This window comes from Thermodesulfovibrio aggregans (assembly GCF_001514535.1).
GTDB lineage: Bacteria > Nitrospirota > Thermodesulfovibrionia > Thermodesulfovibrionales > Thermodesulfovibrionaceae > Thermodesulfovibrio > Thermodesulfovibrio aggregans.
In genome coordinates this window covers 314,139-329,062 of sequence record NZ_BCNO01000002.1, presented here as the reverse complement: position 1 = coordinate 329,062, position 14,924 = coordinate 314,139, and the positions used below count along the sequence as shown (strand labels likewise).

Sequence of the window (14,924 nt, the reverse complement as noted above, 5' to 3'; positions counted from 1 at the left end):
CTTATCCCTCCTCTCTAAAAGACTTTAAATTCTTAAAGAAACTTCCTAAAACCCAAATTGCAAAACCACCAACTGCTGCCCAGAATACAATGTTTCCTATGAGAATTATTATGTCACAGACTTCCTTAGAAATTGACCAAATTTCAAGGCTTCTTAATTTATCGGGAACAACACTTGCTCTGTTTGCAAAGCCAGCTAAAATTGTCAAAACCCAGAAACCTCTTATTACCATACCGGGAACAACCTTTGTTGTAAGAGCACCGATCTGAATTCCTATAAGTGAGCCAAGAAGAAGTCCCATAGCAAGTGTGTAGAAAACATATCCGTATATTGCATACTGAGTAATAGATGAGTAACCGGCAGTAAATATTATCTGAAGTATATCAGTTCCTACAGTTGTTGGGGTTGATACACCAAGAACATAGACAAAAAGAGGAAATGTTACAAATCCACCACCAACACCCATGACTGCTGCAAGAAGTCCGACAAGAAAACCACACATTGTAACAAACAGCCATGAAATTCTTCTTCCACCAAAGTCTTCGTCAAAACTAATCATTGGAGGTATATTAATCTTCTGAATGTTTAATGCAAGCTTTGTTGTTGTCATTGGTCCACCATGGGCATCACCGTGAGCATCACCGCCTGTCTGAGCACCTTTTTTACGAGCTTTGCTGAGCTTTATGTAGTCTCTCAATCCATAAAATCCAAGAAAACCAAGTATTACAGCATAAATGACACTTATAAAGGCTTCACTTGCTACAGGATCCCAGTTATAAATGCTTCTCTGAATGTAACCACCTGTTGTAGCACCCAACACTGAGCCAATAACAAAGGCAACTGCAAGACCTACACAGACATTGCCAAGTTTCTTGTGGATGACTGTTCCCATTATTGCCTTTGCAAAGATGTGAAACTGGTCAGTTCCAACTGCAAGAATTCCTTTAACACCTGCTGCCATAAGTGCTGGTGCAATTATAAATCCTCCTCCTGCACCTATACATCCAGTAATCAGACCTGCTGCAAGTCCAACTGCAATGGATGCAATGAAAACTGTTGTTGTGTAGTGAGATGGAGCATAAGCTGATTTTCCACCCAAAAAGTCTGCTGCACCAAGAAAAGATACAAGAAGAATGGGAGATAGCAGAGCGATTAAAATTAACAGCCTCTTTTTGTTCTTCAGGATGTTGTCAGACATCTGCTTTTCCCAGCGGGCTTGATATATTGCACCCGCCATCATAAGTTCGTATAATTTCCTTAACTTACTCATTCCACAGCCTCCTCCTTTTTAGTTTTTGATTTTTAATAAAAAATCATTACATTAAACAAAACACTTTAAAATCTTTCTTTTTTCACCTCCCTTCTTTTTTGGTTTTTCCTTTTTACAAAGCCTGTCAAACTCCTTGGGCTTTGAAAAAGTAATTGATACAAGCAAATCCTTCATTTTTTTCCAGACCTTTTTCATTATCAATTAGAAGTGCAATAAATATGCCAGATATGAAAATAATGAATATCAACGCTTTTAGATTAATAAAAATTCTCTATTGCAACAAAATATTGCACTTTGTTAAGTTTTAAAAATTTCTTAGCCTTAAAATTAGAGGTCTATTGCAACAAAATATTGCAGGTAAAAATTAAGTAGCAATTTTGAATTGTTTCAGTTTTCTCTGAAGTTGCTGACGGTGGATTCCAAGAAGTTCTGCAGCCTTGGAAATATTACCTCTACTTTTCTGCAAAGCTGACCATATGAGTTCTTTTTCAAAATTTTCAACAGCCTCCCTTAAATTGCCATGTAAGGTTTTTTTAGGATTGGAAGTCTTTAATAAGTACGTGGGCAGATCTTTAACTGTTATCTCTGTAGAATTTGTAAACGCAATAGCTCTTTCTATGATGTTTTCAAGCTCACGAACATTACCGGGAAAAGAATAATTCATCAATGTATCAAGAGCTTCCTCTGTAATCCCTCTAATATGAATATCCTTTCTTTTAGAGGAGTGCTTTTTTATAAAGAATTCTACAAGAAATGGGATGTCTTCCTTTCTGCTCCTTAGAGGAGGAAGTTCTAAGTGAATTACATTTAGTCTGTAAAAAAGGTCTTCTCTAAAAGAGCCTTCTTTACATGCCTTGATTAAGTCTTTGTTTGTAGCTGCTATAAATCTTACATCTACCTTTATTGAATGAGGTCCGCCAATTTTTATAAATTCTCCTTCTTGAATAACCCTTAATATCTTAGTCTGAAACAGAGGTGAAACATCGCCAATTTCATCAAAAAAAACAGTGCCTTGATTAGCCCATTCAATAAGACCTTTTTTGGTGTAATTTGCTCCAGTAAAAGCACCCTTTTCAAAGCCAAAAAGTTCGGATTCAAGTAGACTATCCGGTATGGCTGTGCAGTTTATGACGATAAATGGATTTTCCTTTCTCTCACTTAAATTGTGAATTGCTCTTGCAACAAGCTCTTTCCCCGTGCCAGACTCACCTGTAATCAGAACATTACTATCTGTAAGAGCTGCTTTTCTTATATTGCAGTAAACATCTTTCATAATTTTGCTTATTCCGATTAATCCGGGTATCTCAACTTCTGGTTTTTCTTGAAATTTCTGAAAAATTTCTAAAACTGCTTCATTTTTTAAAGGTTTCTGTAAAAAATCAATTGCACCAAGCTTCATTGATTCAACTGCTTTTTTAATCTCTGGTTTACCAAAAGCAACTACAGGCATGTATTGTTTAAGTTCCATCAGTCTTTTTTCCCATCCTTCTGCATCAATATCAAGGAAAGCAATGTCATAGAGAGAGAAATTGGCTGATTTGACATTTTTTGTTCCTGTAGATTTTCTTAAGGTAATACCTATTGAATCGAAAATATTATAAAGTTTATCTGCTTCTTCAGAAATAACAAGAACACTGAAAGATCTTAAGAAAACCATGATGAATTAAAATAGAATATTTAATGTATGGCTGTCAATACTGTATAATAATTAGATGAATTCCATGGAAATCTCTCAGGAAAACTTCACTCCACTTATGAGACAATACTTCAGAATAAAAGAACAGTATAAGGATGCTATTGTTTTTTTCAGACTTGGAGACTTTTATGAAATGTTTGGAGATGATGCAAAGATTGCATCAAATATTTTGGGATTAACACTTACATCAAGAGACAAATCAAAGGAAAATCCTATATCAATGTGTGGAATTCCATATTTTGCTGCTAATTCATACATTGAAAAACTTCTTCGTGAAGGCTATAAAATAGCTATCTGTGAACAAATCGGAGACCCAAAAACATCAAAAGGTATAGTTGAAAGAGAAGTTGTAAAAGTTTTAACACCGGGTACCTTTCTTCCAGAAGGAACCAAAGAAAATGTTTACATAATGGCAGTATATCCACAAAAAACATCAAATGAACAGGGAAGAATGGGAATTGCTTTAGCAGATATTACCACAGCTGAATTCATTGTCTATGAAACTGAGAAAAATCTTTTTGATGAAATTGTGAGATTTGAACCAAAAGAAATTATTGTTCCAAAGTCTCTTGAGGACTTACTAAAATTTGAAAATCTAATCAATCAAAGAATGTTTACCCTTTTTGATGATTGGAAATTTGACTATATGCTTGCCTATAAAAGTCTTATTGAACACTTTAAAGTGTCTTCCCTTAAAAGTTTTGGATTGGAGGATTTTCATCCTGCCATACAGGCAGCAGGAGCTCTCCTCAGATATCTTGAAGAAAATAAACAGGAAACTCAATTCAAACAACTGAAAGTTCTGAATCTTTCAGATTTTATGCTTCTTGATGGAACAACTAAAAAAAATCTTGAAATTTTATCATCTCTGGATGGACAGAAGGAAGGCTCACTTTTGTGGGTTTTAGATGAAACAAACACTCCAATGGGAACTCGTTTCCTAAGAAATGCCTTATCATGTCCTCTTTTAAATAAAGCTGAAATAGAAGAAAGACTGGACGGCGTTGAGGTATTCTTTAAAGACTTTGTTTTAAGAGAAAATGTTGATAGAGTTTTGAATGACTTTCCAGATATTGAAAGGCTGGGCTTAAAAATTAAAAAAGAAAACATCTCTCCTAGAGAACTTAAGGCATTGAAAGAGGCTTTACAAAGAATTCCAGAACTTAAAAAGACATTACAACTTAATAACTCTCCAGTTATTCAAAATTTGTTAAACAGTCTTTATGAACTCAATGAGGTAGTATCACTGATAGATAATGCCCTTGCAGACAATCCTCCAAACACAATAAACGAAGGAGGAATTTTCCGAGATGGTTACAATTCAATAGTAGACGAGCTGAGAACTTTAAAAAATCAAAGTAAAGACTATATTCTAAAGATGGAAACTGAAGAAAGAATTAAGACAGGGATAAATTCCCTTAAGATTGGCTATAATAGGGTTTTTGGTTACTATATTGAGATTACAAAGCCCAATTTAAAGCTTGTTCCCTCTCACTACATTAGAAAACAAACCCTTGCAAATGCCGAGAGATTTGAAACAAAAGAGCTTAAGGAACTTGAACAAAAAATACTCAGTGCAGAGGAAAGATTAAAAATCGTTGAGGAAGAATTATTCAGAAGCTTAATTAAAGAAATATCAAAAAATACAGAGCAGATATTTAAAAGCGCAGAAACTATTGGATATATTGATTTTCTCTGCTGTCTGGCAAAAGTTGCATCAAAATACAAATATACAAGACCTGAAATTACTGAAGAAGAAGTGATAGAAATTGTTGAGGGAAGACATCCTGTGATTGAAAGGCTCATTCAGCTCGGGAAATTACCTGAGCAGAGATTTATTCCTAATGACTTATCCATTGGCTCAAAGGATCAGAGAATTATCATTCTTACAGGACCAAATATGGCTGGTAAATCAACATACATGAGACAAAATGCCCTGATTATACTTATGGCACAAATTGGCTCATTTGTTCCTGCTAAAGAGGCAAAAATCGGGATCGTTGACAGAATTTTTACTCGTATTGGAGCATCTGACTATCTTGGAAAAGGACAGAGCACATTTATGGTTGAAATGATAGAAGTAGCCAATATTTTAAATAACGCCACAGAAAAAAGTTTTATAATCCTTGATGAAGTTGGAAGAGGAACAAGTACTTTTGATGGAATAAGCATTGCATGGGCAGTTGTTGAGTACATCGCGGAAAAGATCATGGCAAGAACACTTTTCGCTACTCATTATCACGAACTAACAGACCTTGCCTTCAGTTATGACTGCATAAAAAATTACACAGTAGTAGTTAAAGAATGGGGAGATGAAATAATATTTTTAAGAAAAATACAAAAGGGAGGAGCTGATAAAAGCTATGGAATTCAGGTTGCCCGACTTGCAGGACTTCCACAGCAGATTATTTTAAGAGCAAAGGAGATATTAAAAAAGCTTGAAAAAAAAGAATTTCAGACCTTTCAATCAAAAGCCAAACAGCTTGATTTATTTTTTCAAGGGGATCCAGTTCTTGCTGAATTGGCAAAAATAGATGTAGAAAATATTACACCGCAGAAGGCATTAAAAAAACTTAAAGAACTCAAGGAGATGATCAGAAATGATTAAAGTCGGACTTACAGGAAACTTTGGAATGGGTAAAACTACAGTAGCTGAACTCTTCCGTAGTCTTGGTGCCTATGTAATTAATACTGACAAAATCGTCGAGGAATTACTAAATGATAATTCAGTAATGAATGAGATTAAAAAACTTTTTGGAGAGGAAGCTTTTTTAGAAGGTAAAATTAACAAAAAATACATATCTCAGATAGTCTTTGAAAATCCACTTATGAGGATATATCTTGAAAATATTCTTCATCCAAAAGTGTTTGAAAAAATTGATGAAATAATAAAAAATATTCCTACTCGAGGAGAGCCAAAAATAGTGATTATTGAAGCACCTGTTATTTTTGAGAGAGGCTATCAAAATAGATTTGATATAATTATAACTGTATATACTACTGAAGAGATAGCAATAGAGCGACTTCAGAAAAAAGGAATTCCCAGGGACGAAGCAATTAAAAGACTTAAAGCACAGTTTCCCATTGAGATGAAAAAATCAAAGTCAGATTATGTAATAGATAACTCAGAAAGTATAGAAAAAACAAAAGCACAGGTTGAAGAAATATTTCAAAAATTAACTTTACTGGAGCGCAGATATGCAGGTAATTAGAAATATTGAAAAAATTGATTATCCAAATCCTGTTATAACAATAGGAAATTTTGATGGAGTCCATATGGGACATCAGAAAATCTTTGATTTTGTAAAAAGAAAAGCAAAAGAAATTAAGGGAACCTCAGTTGTTATAACTTTTAACCCCCATCCAATTAAAGTGCTATACAAAGAGCACCCTTTAAAACTTATTACAACCAATGAAGACAAAATCAAACTGATTGAAAAATGTGGCATAGACATTACGATTTGCATACCTTTCACCCTTGAATTTGCTCAGATAGAGGCAGAAGACTTTATAAAAAACATTCTTGTTGAAAAATTCCATGTAAAATGGATTGTTGTTGGTTATGATTACAGATTTGGAAAGGCACGAAAAGGAGACAAAGAGTTACTGAAAAAATTGAGTGAAAAATATGGATTTAGGGTTACTGTGCTTAAAGCTTATAGGAAAAAAGGAAAAATATTAAGTAGCACTGCTGTACGAAATGCTCTTTTTGAAGGTAATATTAAAGAAGCAAACCAATTTCTCGGAAGAGCCTATCACATAGATGGTGAAGTTATAAAAGGTATGGGAAGAGGCTCATCAATTCTCGGATATCCCACAGCAAACTTTGTTCCTAAACAGGAAATTGTACCAAAAATAGGAGTATATGCAGTTAAAGTTACAACCCCTGATCTAAAAACTTACAGAGGAGTTGCAAATATTGGTAAAAATCCAACTTTTGGTGATATAGATATGAGCTATGAAGTTCATATTCTTAATTTTAGAGAAAATCTGCTTGGTAAAACCTTAAGAATACACTTCATTGATAGAATTCGCGATGAAAAGAAATTTAATTCACCGGAAGAACTTAAAGGAAACATTGCTAAAGACATTGAAGAGGCAAAGAGGATTTTTAAAAAAGACAGGACAAAGCTATTTTTAGATTTTTAAATTTACAGGATCTACTTCAACTTTAAAGGAAATACCCTTAAAGGTATTTAGTTCTATAACAGCCTTATTAAGCTCATCAATAAGCTTTTTTTTATCTCTTGATCTAAGAATAAAAACAAATTCATCTTCATTTTTTAAAGGTCCAAGAAGTTCACCGCTTACTTTTGATTTTAAAAAATTCTTAATTTTATCTATTGAAACAACGGAAGCTGTTTTTTTGAGTTTTACTGCTAACTTAATTAGTCTTGTAAATGGAGGAAAACCTGTTTCCTGTCTGTGTTTTAACTCATAAAGGTAAAAATCTCTAAAGTTGTATGAGCGAATAAATTTAAAAAATTCATTGCCAGGATTTCTTGTCTGTATGAACATAGTTCCATTTTCTTTTATCATCTGGCTTAGCAATAAAACTTTTGCAAAAGCCTTTTCAAGAATTCTGTAATCTGGGATAAAAAAGAAAAAATCAAAGTCAACAACAACAACTCCTTTAAATACTGATAAAATCCCTTTCTTTGCCCTTTCTGGTTTACCTACCCAGATTCCCTGAAATTCCTCAGTTTCAATTTCTATATCTTTAATCTCTGTCTGTTTATCTGAAAAGATATTCTTAAGTTCCTCTTTAACTCTTTCAATACCAACTCCAACTGGATAAACACTTACTCCAGAACAATTTGGGCATAGTTCAGGAACTGTCATACTAAAACCGCACCTAAAACATTCCATTTTTTTTGTAGATTTTTGGAAAGTCATGCTTATACCGCATTTCTCACACTTAATAACTTCTCCACAATCACCACATCTGAGAAGACTATACCCACTTCTCGGACAACTAATAAGAATACCTTCCTTGTGATAAAGCTTTAAATATAGTAGTGTTTCTGGATGAAAAATATATTGATAGGGCTGTCTTAAAATTTTTATTTCAGGATGTTTCAATCTATTGAAGTCATCTATAAATTCATATTTACCTATGAGCGTATTAAAATAAGAAGTTGTTGATGGCATAAAATCAGTGAGTATAACCGGACATCCTTCAATAAAACCTCTCATTACAGCACAGTCTCGAGCATGATATCTTGGTGATTGTTCTTCTTTATAGACCCATTGAGATTCCTGTGATACCATGATTAATGAGAGTTTTTTTACAGGGGCAAACACAGCAAATCTTGTTCCCACAATAATTTTTACTCTGTTTTCAATTATTTCCTTTATAGAATACAAAATCTCCGAACGAGGCATCTCACTATGAAGAAGCACAACTCTGGAGTCAAGTTCTTTTATACTGCTATAAAGTCTTTGAGCATCTCTTTTTTCAGGTACTATTAAAAGAACTGCTCCATCTAAAGATGAAACTCCTTTGACAGTTTCAACCATTAATTTCATCTCATAAAGAAAATTAGGACAATGAACAAGAAATGTTTTGAAAATTCCTTTAGTTGCAATCTCAATTATTTTTGAAAGAGTTTCATTATTCAGAGAGTAATCCTTCAGTTGAAATGGGATAGACTCCTTAATTTTCCTTGATGATTTTTTAATTTTTATTTCCTTGAGTATTTTCATTATTTCCTCAAAAAAAGTGGCTCTTAATACTGAGCCAATCTCAGAGACGTAATGGAAACTCATCCACTTAAGAAAATCTATAAATTTTTCTTCATAGGCTTTACCAATTATTTGCTGAATTTCTCTTATTTGCACCAGATTTTCAGGCTTTTCAGTTTTGTTTATAACAATACCTTCAACAACTTTATTTTTAAGAGGCACCTTAACAGCATATCCTTTGAGATCTATATCTTCGTCATAGCAATATGTGAGAGTTTTAAGTTTGAGAGGAATTGATACATCAAAATAAGGCATGAAGTAATTATAACCATTTTGTGGTATAATTTACATAATGTTTCTAAGACTGTTAATTGCAAGCTTTCTTATAATAACAGGCTGTAGCATGCCACAAATTGTTGTTTTAAATGATCCTTTAACTGCAGAGGAACATCTTCAATTGGGACTAAGCTATGAAAAAAAAGGTCTTATTGATGATGCAAAAAAACACTATGAAGAAGCTTCAAAATCCGATGCAAGGGGATATTTATTTTTAGGGAATTTATACTTTAATCAAAAAAAGTATGATATGGCAGAGGAATGTTATAAAAAGGCTATACATAAAAACGATAAGCTCTCTGATGCTTATAATAATTTAGCATGGCTTTATTATATAAAAGGAGAAAGACTGGAAGAGGCTGAAGAATTAGTTAAAAAAGCCTTAGAGCTTGAAAAAAACAATCCAGATAAAGTTAAAATTTATCTGGATACATTTGAAAAAATTAAAATAAAAAAACAGGAGTAATAAAATGGCTACAACTCCGATTGAAGTCATTGTAGAATGAATTATTTAATATGTTGCTTTTGAATTAAATATCTTAGGGAGGTGTGTTTATGGTAAAAAAACTTCTTAGTATTTACTTGATCGTTGCCATCTTAGTAATTGGAACAGTTCAATCATTAGGCGCTGAAGTTATTCCTTCAGAAATGACTCTTAATACCACCAGCAACGATCTCGAAAAAGTTCAGAAATTTCTTGAGATGAAAATTGTTTCTCAGAGACTCAAAGATTTTGGTTACTCTGACAAGGAAATTATGGATAAACTCTCAACTCTTGATGAGCAAACACTGCACAAGCTTGCACTGAAAATTGATGAGATGAAAATTGCTGGAGATGCAGGTGCAGCAATAATTTTAGCTCTTGTAATCATAGCACTTGTAGTACTAATAATAAACCTTACAGGTCACAGAGTAGTTGTTAAATAAAAAATTACAAAGGGGTTGACAAAAAGAGAGAACCAATGGTAAAAAAATAAAGTCAAAGGGATTTCAGTTTTTAGCTCAAAATTCTAATAGGAAAGGAGGTGACTAAATAAGATGAAAAAAGTATTAGCATTAGTACTTTCATTAATTCTCATGGTATCCTTTAGCTTTGCTTTAGGATGCAAAAAGGCTGAGGAACCAAAGAAACCTGAAGCACCAGCACCTGCACCTGCACCAGCACCTGCACCAGCACCTGAAAAACCAGCTGAGGCTCCAAAGGCTCCTGAGGCTCCAAAGGCTCCTGAAGCTCCAAAAGCTCCTGAAAAGCCAGCTGAGAAAAAATAAGCTTAATAGTTTTTCACAAGCAACACCGGGATTATTTCCTGGTGTTGCTTTAAAAGCCTTAAAAATGTTAAACTTTTCAAAAGAGTGGGTTTCCCCACTCTTTTATTTTGATTGAGTTGAGGAAATCAATGAATATAAAAGAACTCAAAGAAAAAATAACAGAGTATGCACAGGAAGTTAGTGAACAAGAAGGTTGTGAACTTCTTGAGGTAGAAATACATCCTGGTGGCAGAGGATTAATTTTAAGGCTCTTTATTGACAAAGAAGGAGGAGTGACTATTAAAGATTGCGAAAATTTCTCAAGAGCATTGGAAGCGATTCTTGATGTTGAAGATCCTATAAAAGGCTCTTATGTTCTTGAAGTTTCTTCTCCAGGAATTGATAGACCTCTTAAGGAAAAAAAGGACTTTTTAAGAAATATAGGAAGAAATGTAAAAATCACTACAAAGGACAAAATTGCTGATCGCACTTTCTTTATAGGAAAAGTTATTGATGCAGGCGATGATTGGGTAAGAATAGAGATTAAGGAGGCAAAAAAGAAAGGGTCAAAAAAAGAAGAAAAATCAGAACTCCTATTCATACCTTTTAATAAAATTTTAAAAGCACAGGTGCATATAGGATAAAGGCTATGGGAAAAGAGCTTAAATTTTTAGCAGAACAGATAATGAGAGAAAAGGGAATCACTAAGGATGATGTTATTGAACTTCTTGAAACTGCTCTTATTTCAGCCATCAGGAAAAAATATGGCAATAAATCCTCAATAAGAATTAAGATTGAACCTCAGACTTTTGATATTAATATTTTTGAAATTAAGAAAGTTGTAGAAGAAGTAAAAGATCCGTCTGCTGAAATATCTATAGAAGAGGTAAAGCAAAAATATGTGGACAAAGGTATCGGAGATACAGTTGAAGTTCCCTTGTCCATACAGGATTTTGGAAGGATAGCTGTTCAAACGGCAAAACATGTGCTTTTTCAAAAGATAAGAGATATTGAAAGATCTCAGATTTTTGAAGAATTTAAAGATAAAGTTGGTAATATAGTAAGCGGAACAGTGCTAAGAAAAGAAAAAGGAAACTTTTATATCCTTGTAGGAAAGGCAGAAGCTATTTTACCGGAGAAAGAAGTATTACCACAGGATAATCTGAAAAGAGGAGATATTGTAAAAGCATACATATTTGAAGTTAGACAAACATCAAAAGAACCTATAATAAAGCTTTCAAGAACTCATCCCAATTTTGTAGTTGGATTATTTACTCTTGAAGTACCAGAAATTCAAGATGGAATAGTAAAGATAAAGAGCATAGCAAGGGATCCTGGTGAGAGAACTAAGATAGCTGTTGAATCAAAGGATCCATCGGTAGATCCAGTAGGAGCCTGCGTTGGTATGAAAGGAACAAGAGTTCAGGCTGTTGTGAGAGAACTAAAAGGTGAAAGAATTGACATAATTCCTTACAGCGAAGATATCAGCTTTTTTATTGCAAAAGCTCTTACTCCTGCCACTGTGCTAAAGGTTGGTATAAATGAAAAAGATAAGACAGCAGTTGTTGTTGTTGAAAATGATCAACTCTCTTTAGCAATTGGTAAAAAAGGACAAAATGTAAGACTTGCTTCAAGACTGACAGGCTGGAATATTGATGTTTTGAGTGAATCAGAGTATGCTCAAATGAAACTCAAAGAAAATGCACAGAGTTAATGAATGGATTAAATCTTCCCATTCAGTATCTAAAGGGAGTAGGTCCTAAAAAAGCCAATCTTTTAAAAAAATTAGGGATTCAAACAGTTAAGGATGCTTTATACTACCTGCCATCTCAGTATGAAGATAGAAGAAATAAAAAAAATATTTTTGATATCAAACCCGGAGAAATTGTTACTGTAGAAGGGCATATAGTTCAGATTAATGAAATAAAAACAAAAACAAACCTATCAATTATTGAAGCAATTATCTCAGATGCAACAGGCTATCTTATGGCAAAATGGTTCAATCAGCTTTACTTAAAAAAAATTCTTAAGACAAAACAAAAAATAAAAATTTTTGGTAAGGCTCAAATTGACTGGAGTGGAAATTACATAGAAATTGTCAATCCAGAGTATGAAATTGTAGAAAACTCAAACCATCAAAATCATGAGATTGTTCCAGTATATAGAGTAACTCAGGGTCTATCTCAGAGGCAAATACAGTCAATAATGAAAGTTGCAGTTGAGTTTGCTATTCCCTTTATAGAAGAGTATTTACCTGAAAAAATATTGAAAAAACTCAACTTACCATATTTAAATGAATCTTTAAAATCTATCCATTTTCCACCAAAAGACAGTGATGTAAAAAGTCTAAATGAGAAAAATTCCCTGTTCCATAAAAGAATAATTTTTGACGAACTTTTTTTGCTTCAACTTGGAATTCTTATGATGAAACAAAGCAGACTCATTGAAAAGGGCATATCTTTCAATCCAGAGGGAAAACTCTTAAGAAAATTTCTTGAAAATCTTCCTTTCAAACTAACCAATGCTCAGCAAAGAGTAATAACAGAGATTCTACAGGACATGAAAAAACCTACACCGATGAATAGATTACTTCAAGGAGATGTTGGATCAGGTAAAACTGTAGTGGCTTTGGCAGCAATGCTTGCGGCTATAGAGTGTGGATATCAGGCAGCTCTTATGGCACCCACAGAAATACTTGCAGAACAACATTATTTAAATATCTATTCAATGCTAAAAGGATTACCTGTTAATGTTCTAATCTATACTTCCACCCATAATAAACATGCAAATCTCATAGCTTCAGGCGATGCAAATCTTGTAGTAGGAACTCACGCCTTAATTCAAGAAGATGTCCATTTTAAAAACTTAGGATTTGTTGTCATAGACGAACAACATAGATTTGGAGTAATTCAAAGAGCAATGCTAAAAAAGAAGGGTCTGAATCCTGATACTCTTGTTATGACAGCAACTCCTATTCCAAGAACAATGGCACTTACTGTTTACGGAGACCTTGATTACTCTGTGCTTGATGAACTTCCAAAAGGGAGAAAGCCGATTTTAACAAAGGTTATTGAACCCCAGAATAAAAAAATCATTTACAAAATGATAGAAGAAGAGATTAAATCAGGAGGACAGGTTTATGTAGTTTATCCTTTAATTGAAGAATCTGAAGCAATGGATCTAAAATCAGCAACTCAGGGATATGAAGGTTTACAAAAGCTTTTTCCTCAATACAGAGTTGGACTTCTTCATGGTAAAATGCCATCAAGACAGAGAGAAGATATAATGAAAGAATTTAGAAATGGCAGGATTAATATTCTTGTTGCCACAACAGTTATTGAAGTTGGCGTGGATGTTCCAAATGCCACATTAATGATAATAACCCATGCAGAGAGATTTGGACTTGCTCAACTGCATCAACTAAGAGGAAGAGTGGGAAGAGGAGACAGACCATCAAAATGTATTCTTCTGCCTTATAAATTAACAGAGGAGGCAAAGCTGAGGCTTAAAGCAATTGTGAACTACTCAGATGGATTCAGAATAGCAGAAGAAGACATGAAAATAAGAGGACCTGGAGAACTCTTCGGAGTTAAACAATCAGGAATGCCTGATTTAAAGGTTGCTGATTTAATAAGAGATCAAAGTCTTCTTGAGATAGCAAGAAAAGAAGCAGAATCTCTTTTAAAAGAAAACAGCGCCCTAAATTCACATCCAAAAATAAGAATACTGCTGGAAGAATTCTGGAAAGACAGAACCGAAATATTTATGACAGCTTAATTCCTTCATTAATATATTTTGAAGCAATCTCAATCTTATTTTTACCTGTTCTTTTTGCCTGAAGAAGTGCCATATCAGCTCTATTTATAGCCTCCTGTAAAGTATCGTTGTTTTCAATCTCTGCTATACCAATGCTTACTGTTATAAAAAGTTTTTCATTCCCTATTTTGACTGGTCTTTTAGCTATATTTTCTCTTACCCTTTCAAGTGCCATGAATGCTTTTATCTCATCTGTTTCTGGAAGTATTATTAAAAACTCTTCTCCTCCGTATCTTGAAACAACATCATCTATTCTCAATAAACTCTTAATCTGTAAAGCAACATAATTTAAAACCCTATCTCCTGCAAGATGTCCGTAATTATCATTTATGGATTTAAAATTATCTATGTCAACCATTGCTACTGACAGTGGTTTGAGATGCCTTCTTGCTCTTGCCATTTCTTCCATTAATCTGTTCATTCCTGTGGCTCTGTTGTAAACTGATGTCAACTCATCAAAATAGAGCTGATTTTCAATTTTTTCAAAGGAATTATGTATAATCTTTTCCATCTTTCTTCTAACTATCTTAGCAACCAATAGATTCAATGTTAATGAGCCTATTGCTGCTGAAGAAGTAAGCAGTACAAATTCTTTTTTGTCATAAACTCCTATTACAAAAACAACAGTTAAAAACATCATCAAAGCAGCAAAATTTATAAGAAAAAGTTTATTTATGTCTTTTGTTATGTTCAACACCAGTATTTTTGGATTCATCCTGCCCTCCTGAATTTTTTATGATATAAGTAACAAAATCCATGCCACAGTAAAAATTATTCTAAATCAAGCATTTTAATAGAGTTATATGTCAAAAAAATAGGCAAGTTTTACCTTCAGGGGTCAAAAATTCCAACAGATGTAATATAATATTTTTT

The 14,924-nt window shown here is 33.4% G+C and carries 13 protein-coding genes; 9 read left to right on the top strand and 4 right to left on the bottom strand.

Annotation, left to right across the window (positions count from 1 at the left end):
- Position 1: 1 nt before the first annotated feature.
- Positions 2-1,270: a sulfite exporter TauE/SafE family protein gene (locus TAGGR_RS08155; protein ID WP_059176869.1), complete on the bottom strand. Its 1,269-nt coding sequence runs from the start codon at positions 1,268-1,270 to the stop codon at positions 2-4.
- Between the two features lie 364 nt (positions 1,271-1,634).
- Positions 1,635-2,927, bottom strand: coding sequence for a sigma-54 dependent transcriptional regulator (locus TAGGR_RS08150; RefSeq protein WP_059176868.1), 1,293 nt, complete (start codon positions 2,925-2,927; stop codon positions 1,635-1,637).
- Between the two features lie 55 nt (positions 2,928-2,982).
- On the opposite strand from TAGGR_RS08150, the gene mutS reads away from it, so the two are divergent.
- Genes mutS through TAGGR_RS08135 form a run of 3 tightly spaced genes read left to right on the top strand, consistent with a single transcriptional unit; the run spans position 2,983 to position 7,115 of the window.
- Positions 2,983-5,574, top strand: a complete 2,592-nt coding sequence (gene mutS, locus TAGGR_RS08145) for a DNA mismatch repair protein MutS (RefSeq protein WP_201783835.1) — start codon at positions 2,983-2,985, stop codon at positions 5,572-5,574.
- Positions 5,567-6,178: a dephospho-CoA kinase gene (coaE, locus tag TAGGR_RS08140; protein ID WP_059176866.1), complete on the top strand. Its 612-nt coding sequence runs from the start codon at positions 5,567-5,569 to the stop codon at positions 6,176-6,178. The genes mutS and coaE overlap by 8 nt, the downstream gene beginning before the upstream one ends.
- On the top strand, positions 6,165-7,115 hold the full coding sequence (locus TAGGR_RS08135; protein ID WP_059176865.1) for a bifunctional riboflavin kinase/FAD synthetase: 951 nt from the start codon (positions 6,165-6,167) through the stop codon (positions 7,113-7,115). The genes coaE and TAGGR_RS08135 overlap by 14 nt, the downstream gene beginning before the upstream one ends.
- Here TAGGR_RS08135 and TAGGR_RS08130 read toward each other — a convergent pair.
- Positions 7,104-8,966 carry a primosomal protein N' family DNA-binding protein gene (locus TAGGR_RS08130; protein WP_059176864.1) on the bottom strand — a complete coding sequence of 621 codons (1,863 nt, stop codon included), beginning with the start codon at positions 8,964-8,966 and terminating at the stop codon, positions 7,104-7,106. The genes TAGGR_RS08135 and TAGGR_RS08130 overlap by 12 nt on opposite strands.
- A 37-nt stretch (positions 8,967-9,003) precedes the next feature.
- Between TAGGR_RS08130 and TAGGR_RS08125 the strand changes: the two genes are divergently transcribed.
- From TAGGR_RS08125 to recG, 6 genes are all read left to right on the top strand, one after another.
- Complete coding sequence (locus TAGGR_RS08125) at positions 9,004-9,453, top strand: tetratricopeptide repeat protein (RefSeq protein ID WP_059176863.1); 450 nt, start codon at positions 9,004-9,006, stop codon at positions 9,451-9,453.
- A gap of 89 nt (positions 9,454-9,542) precedes the next feature.
- Positions 9,543-9,914, top strand: coding sequence for a PA2779 family protein (locus TAGGR_RS08120; RefSeq protein ID WP_059176862.1), 372 nt, complete (start codon positions 9,543-9,545; stop codon positions 9,912-9,914).
- A gap of 111 nt (positions 9,915-10,025) precedes the next feature.
- Positions 10,026-10,256 carry a hypothetical protein gene (locus TAGGR_RS08115; RefSeq protein ID WP_059176861.1) on the top strand — a complete coding sequence of 77 codons (231 nt, stop codon included), beginning with the start codon at positions 10,026-10,028 and terminating at the stop codon, positions 10,254-10,256.
- A gap of 128 nt (positions 10,257-10,384) precedes the next feature.
- Positions 10,385-10,879, top strand: a complete 495-nt coding sequence (gene rimP / locus TAGGR_RS11040; protein WP_059176860.1) for a ribosome maturation factor RimP — start codon at positions 10,385-10,387, stop codon at positions 10,877-10,879.
- 5 nt (positions 10,880-10,884) lie between these two features.
- Entirely contained in the window at positions 10,885-11,949 is a 1,065-nt protein-coding gene (gene nusA, locus TAGGR_RS08105) for a transcription termination factor NusA (protein WP_059176859.1), read from the top strand.
- Complete coding sequence (gene recG / locus TAGGR_RS08100; protein ID WP_059176858.1) at positions 11,949-14,012, top strand: ATP-dependent DNA helicase RecG; 2,064 nt, start codon at positions 11,949-11,951, stop codon at positions 14,010-14,012. The genes nusA and recG overlap by 1 nt, the downstream gene beginning before the upstream one ends.
- Here recG and TAGGR_RS08095 read toward each other — a convergent pair.
- The gene (locus tag TAGGR_RS08095; protein ID WP_059176857.1) at positions 13,999-14,766 is read right to left on the bottom strand and encodes a GGDEF domain-containing protein; all 768 of its coding nucleotides are present in this window, start codon (positions 14,764-14,766) and stop codon (positions 13,999-14,001) included. The two genes, recG and TAGGR_RS08095, sit on opposite strands and share 14 nt — an antisense overlap.
- Positions 14,767-14,924 lie beyond the last annotated feature (158 nt).

Bases quoted from the DNA above. Each gene is read 5' to 3' on its own strand.
- TAGGR_RS08155 (WP_059176869.1), bottom strand. From the start codon at position 1,270: ATGAGTAAGTTAAGGAAATTATACGAACTTATGATGGCGGGTGCAATA.
- TAGGR_RS08150 (WP_059176868.1), bottom strand. From the start codon at position 2,927: ATGGTTTTCTTAAGATCTTTCAGTGTTCTTGTTATTTCTGAAGAAGCA.
- mutS (WP_201783835.1), top strand. From the start codon at position 2,983: ATGAATTCCATGGAAATCTCTCAGGAAAACTTCACTCCACTTATGAGA.
- coaE (WP_059176866.1), top strand. From the start codon at position 5,567: ATGATTAAAGTCGGACTTACAGGAAACTTTGGAATGGGTAAAACTACA.
- TAGGR_RS08135 (WP_059176865.1), top strand. From the start codon at position 6,165: ATGCAGGTAATTAGAAATATTGAAAAAATTGATTATCCAAATCCTGTT.
- TAGGR_RS08130 (WP_059176864.1), bottom strand. From the start codon at position 8,966: ATGCCTTATTTTGATGTATCAATTCCTCTCAAACTTAAAACTCTCACA.
- TAGGR_RS08125 (WP_059176863.1), top strand. From the start codon at position 9,004: ATGTTTCTAAGACTGTTAATTGCAAGCTTTCTTATAATAACAGGCTGT.
- TAGGR_RS08120 (WP_059176862.1), top strand. From the start codon at position 9,543: ATGGTAAAAAAACTTCTTAGTATTTACTTGATCGTTGCCATCTTAGTA.
- TAGGR_RS08115 (WP_059176861.1), top strand. From the start codon at position 10,026: ATGAAAAAAGTATTAGCATTAGTACTTTCATTAATTCTCATGGTATCC.
- rimP (WP_059176860.1), top strand. From the start codon at position 10,385: ATGAATATAAAAGAACTCAAAGAAAAAATAACAGAGTATGCACAGGAA.
- nusA (WP_059176859.1), top strand. From the start codon at position 10,885: ATGGGAAAAGAGCTTAAATTTTTAGCAGAACAGATAATGAGAGAAAAG.
- recG (WP_059176858.1), top strand. From the start codon at position 11,949: ATGAATGGATTAAATCTTCCCATTCAGTATCTAAAGGGAGTAGGTCCT.
- TAGGR_RS08095 (WP_059176857.1), bottom strand. From the start codon at position 14,766: ATGAATCCAAAAATACTGGTGTTGAACATAACAAAAGACATAAATAAA.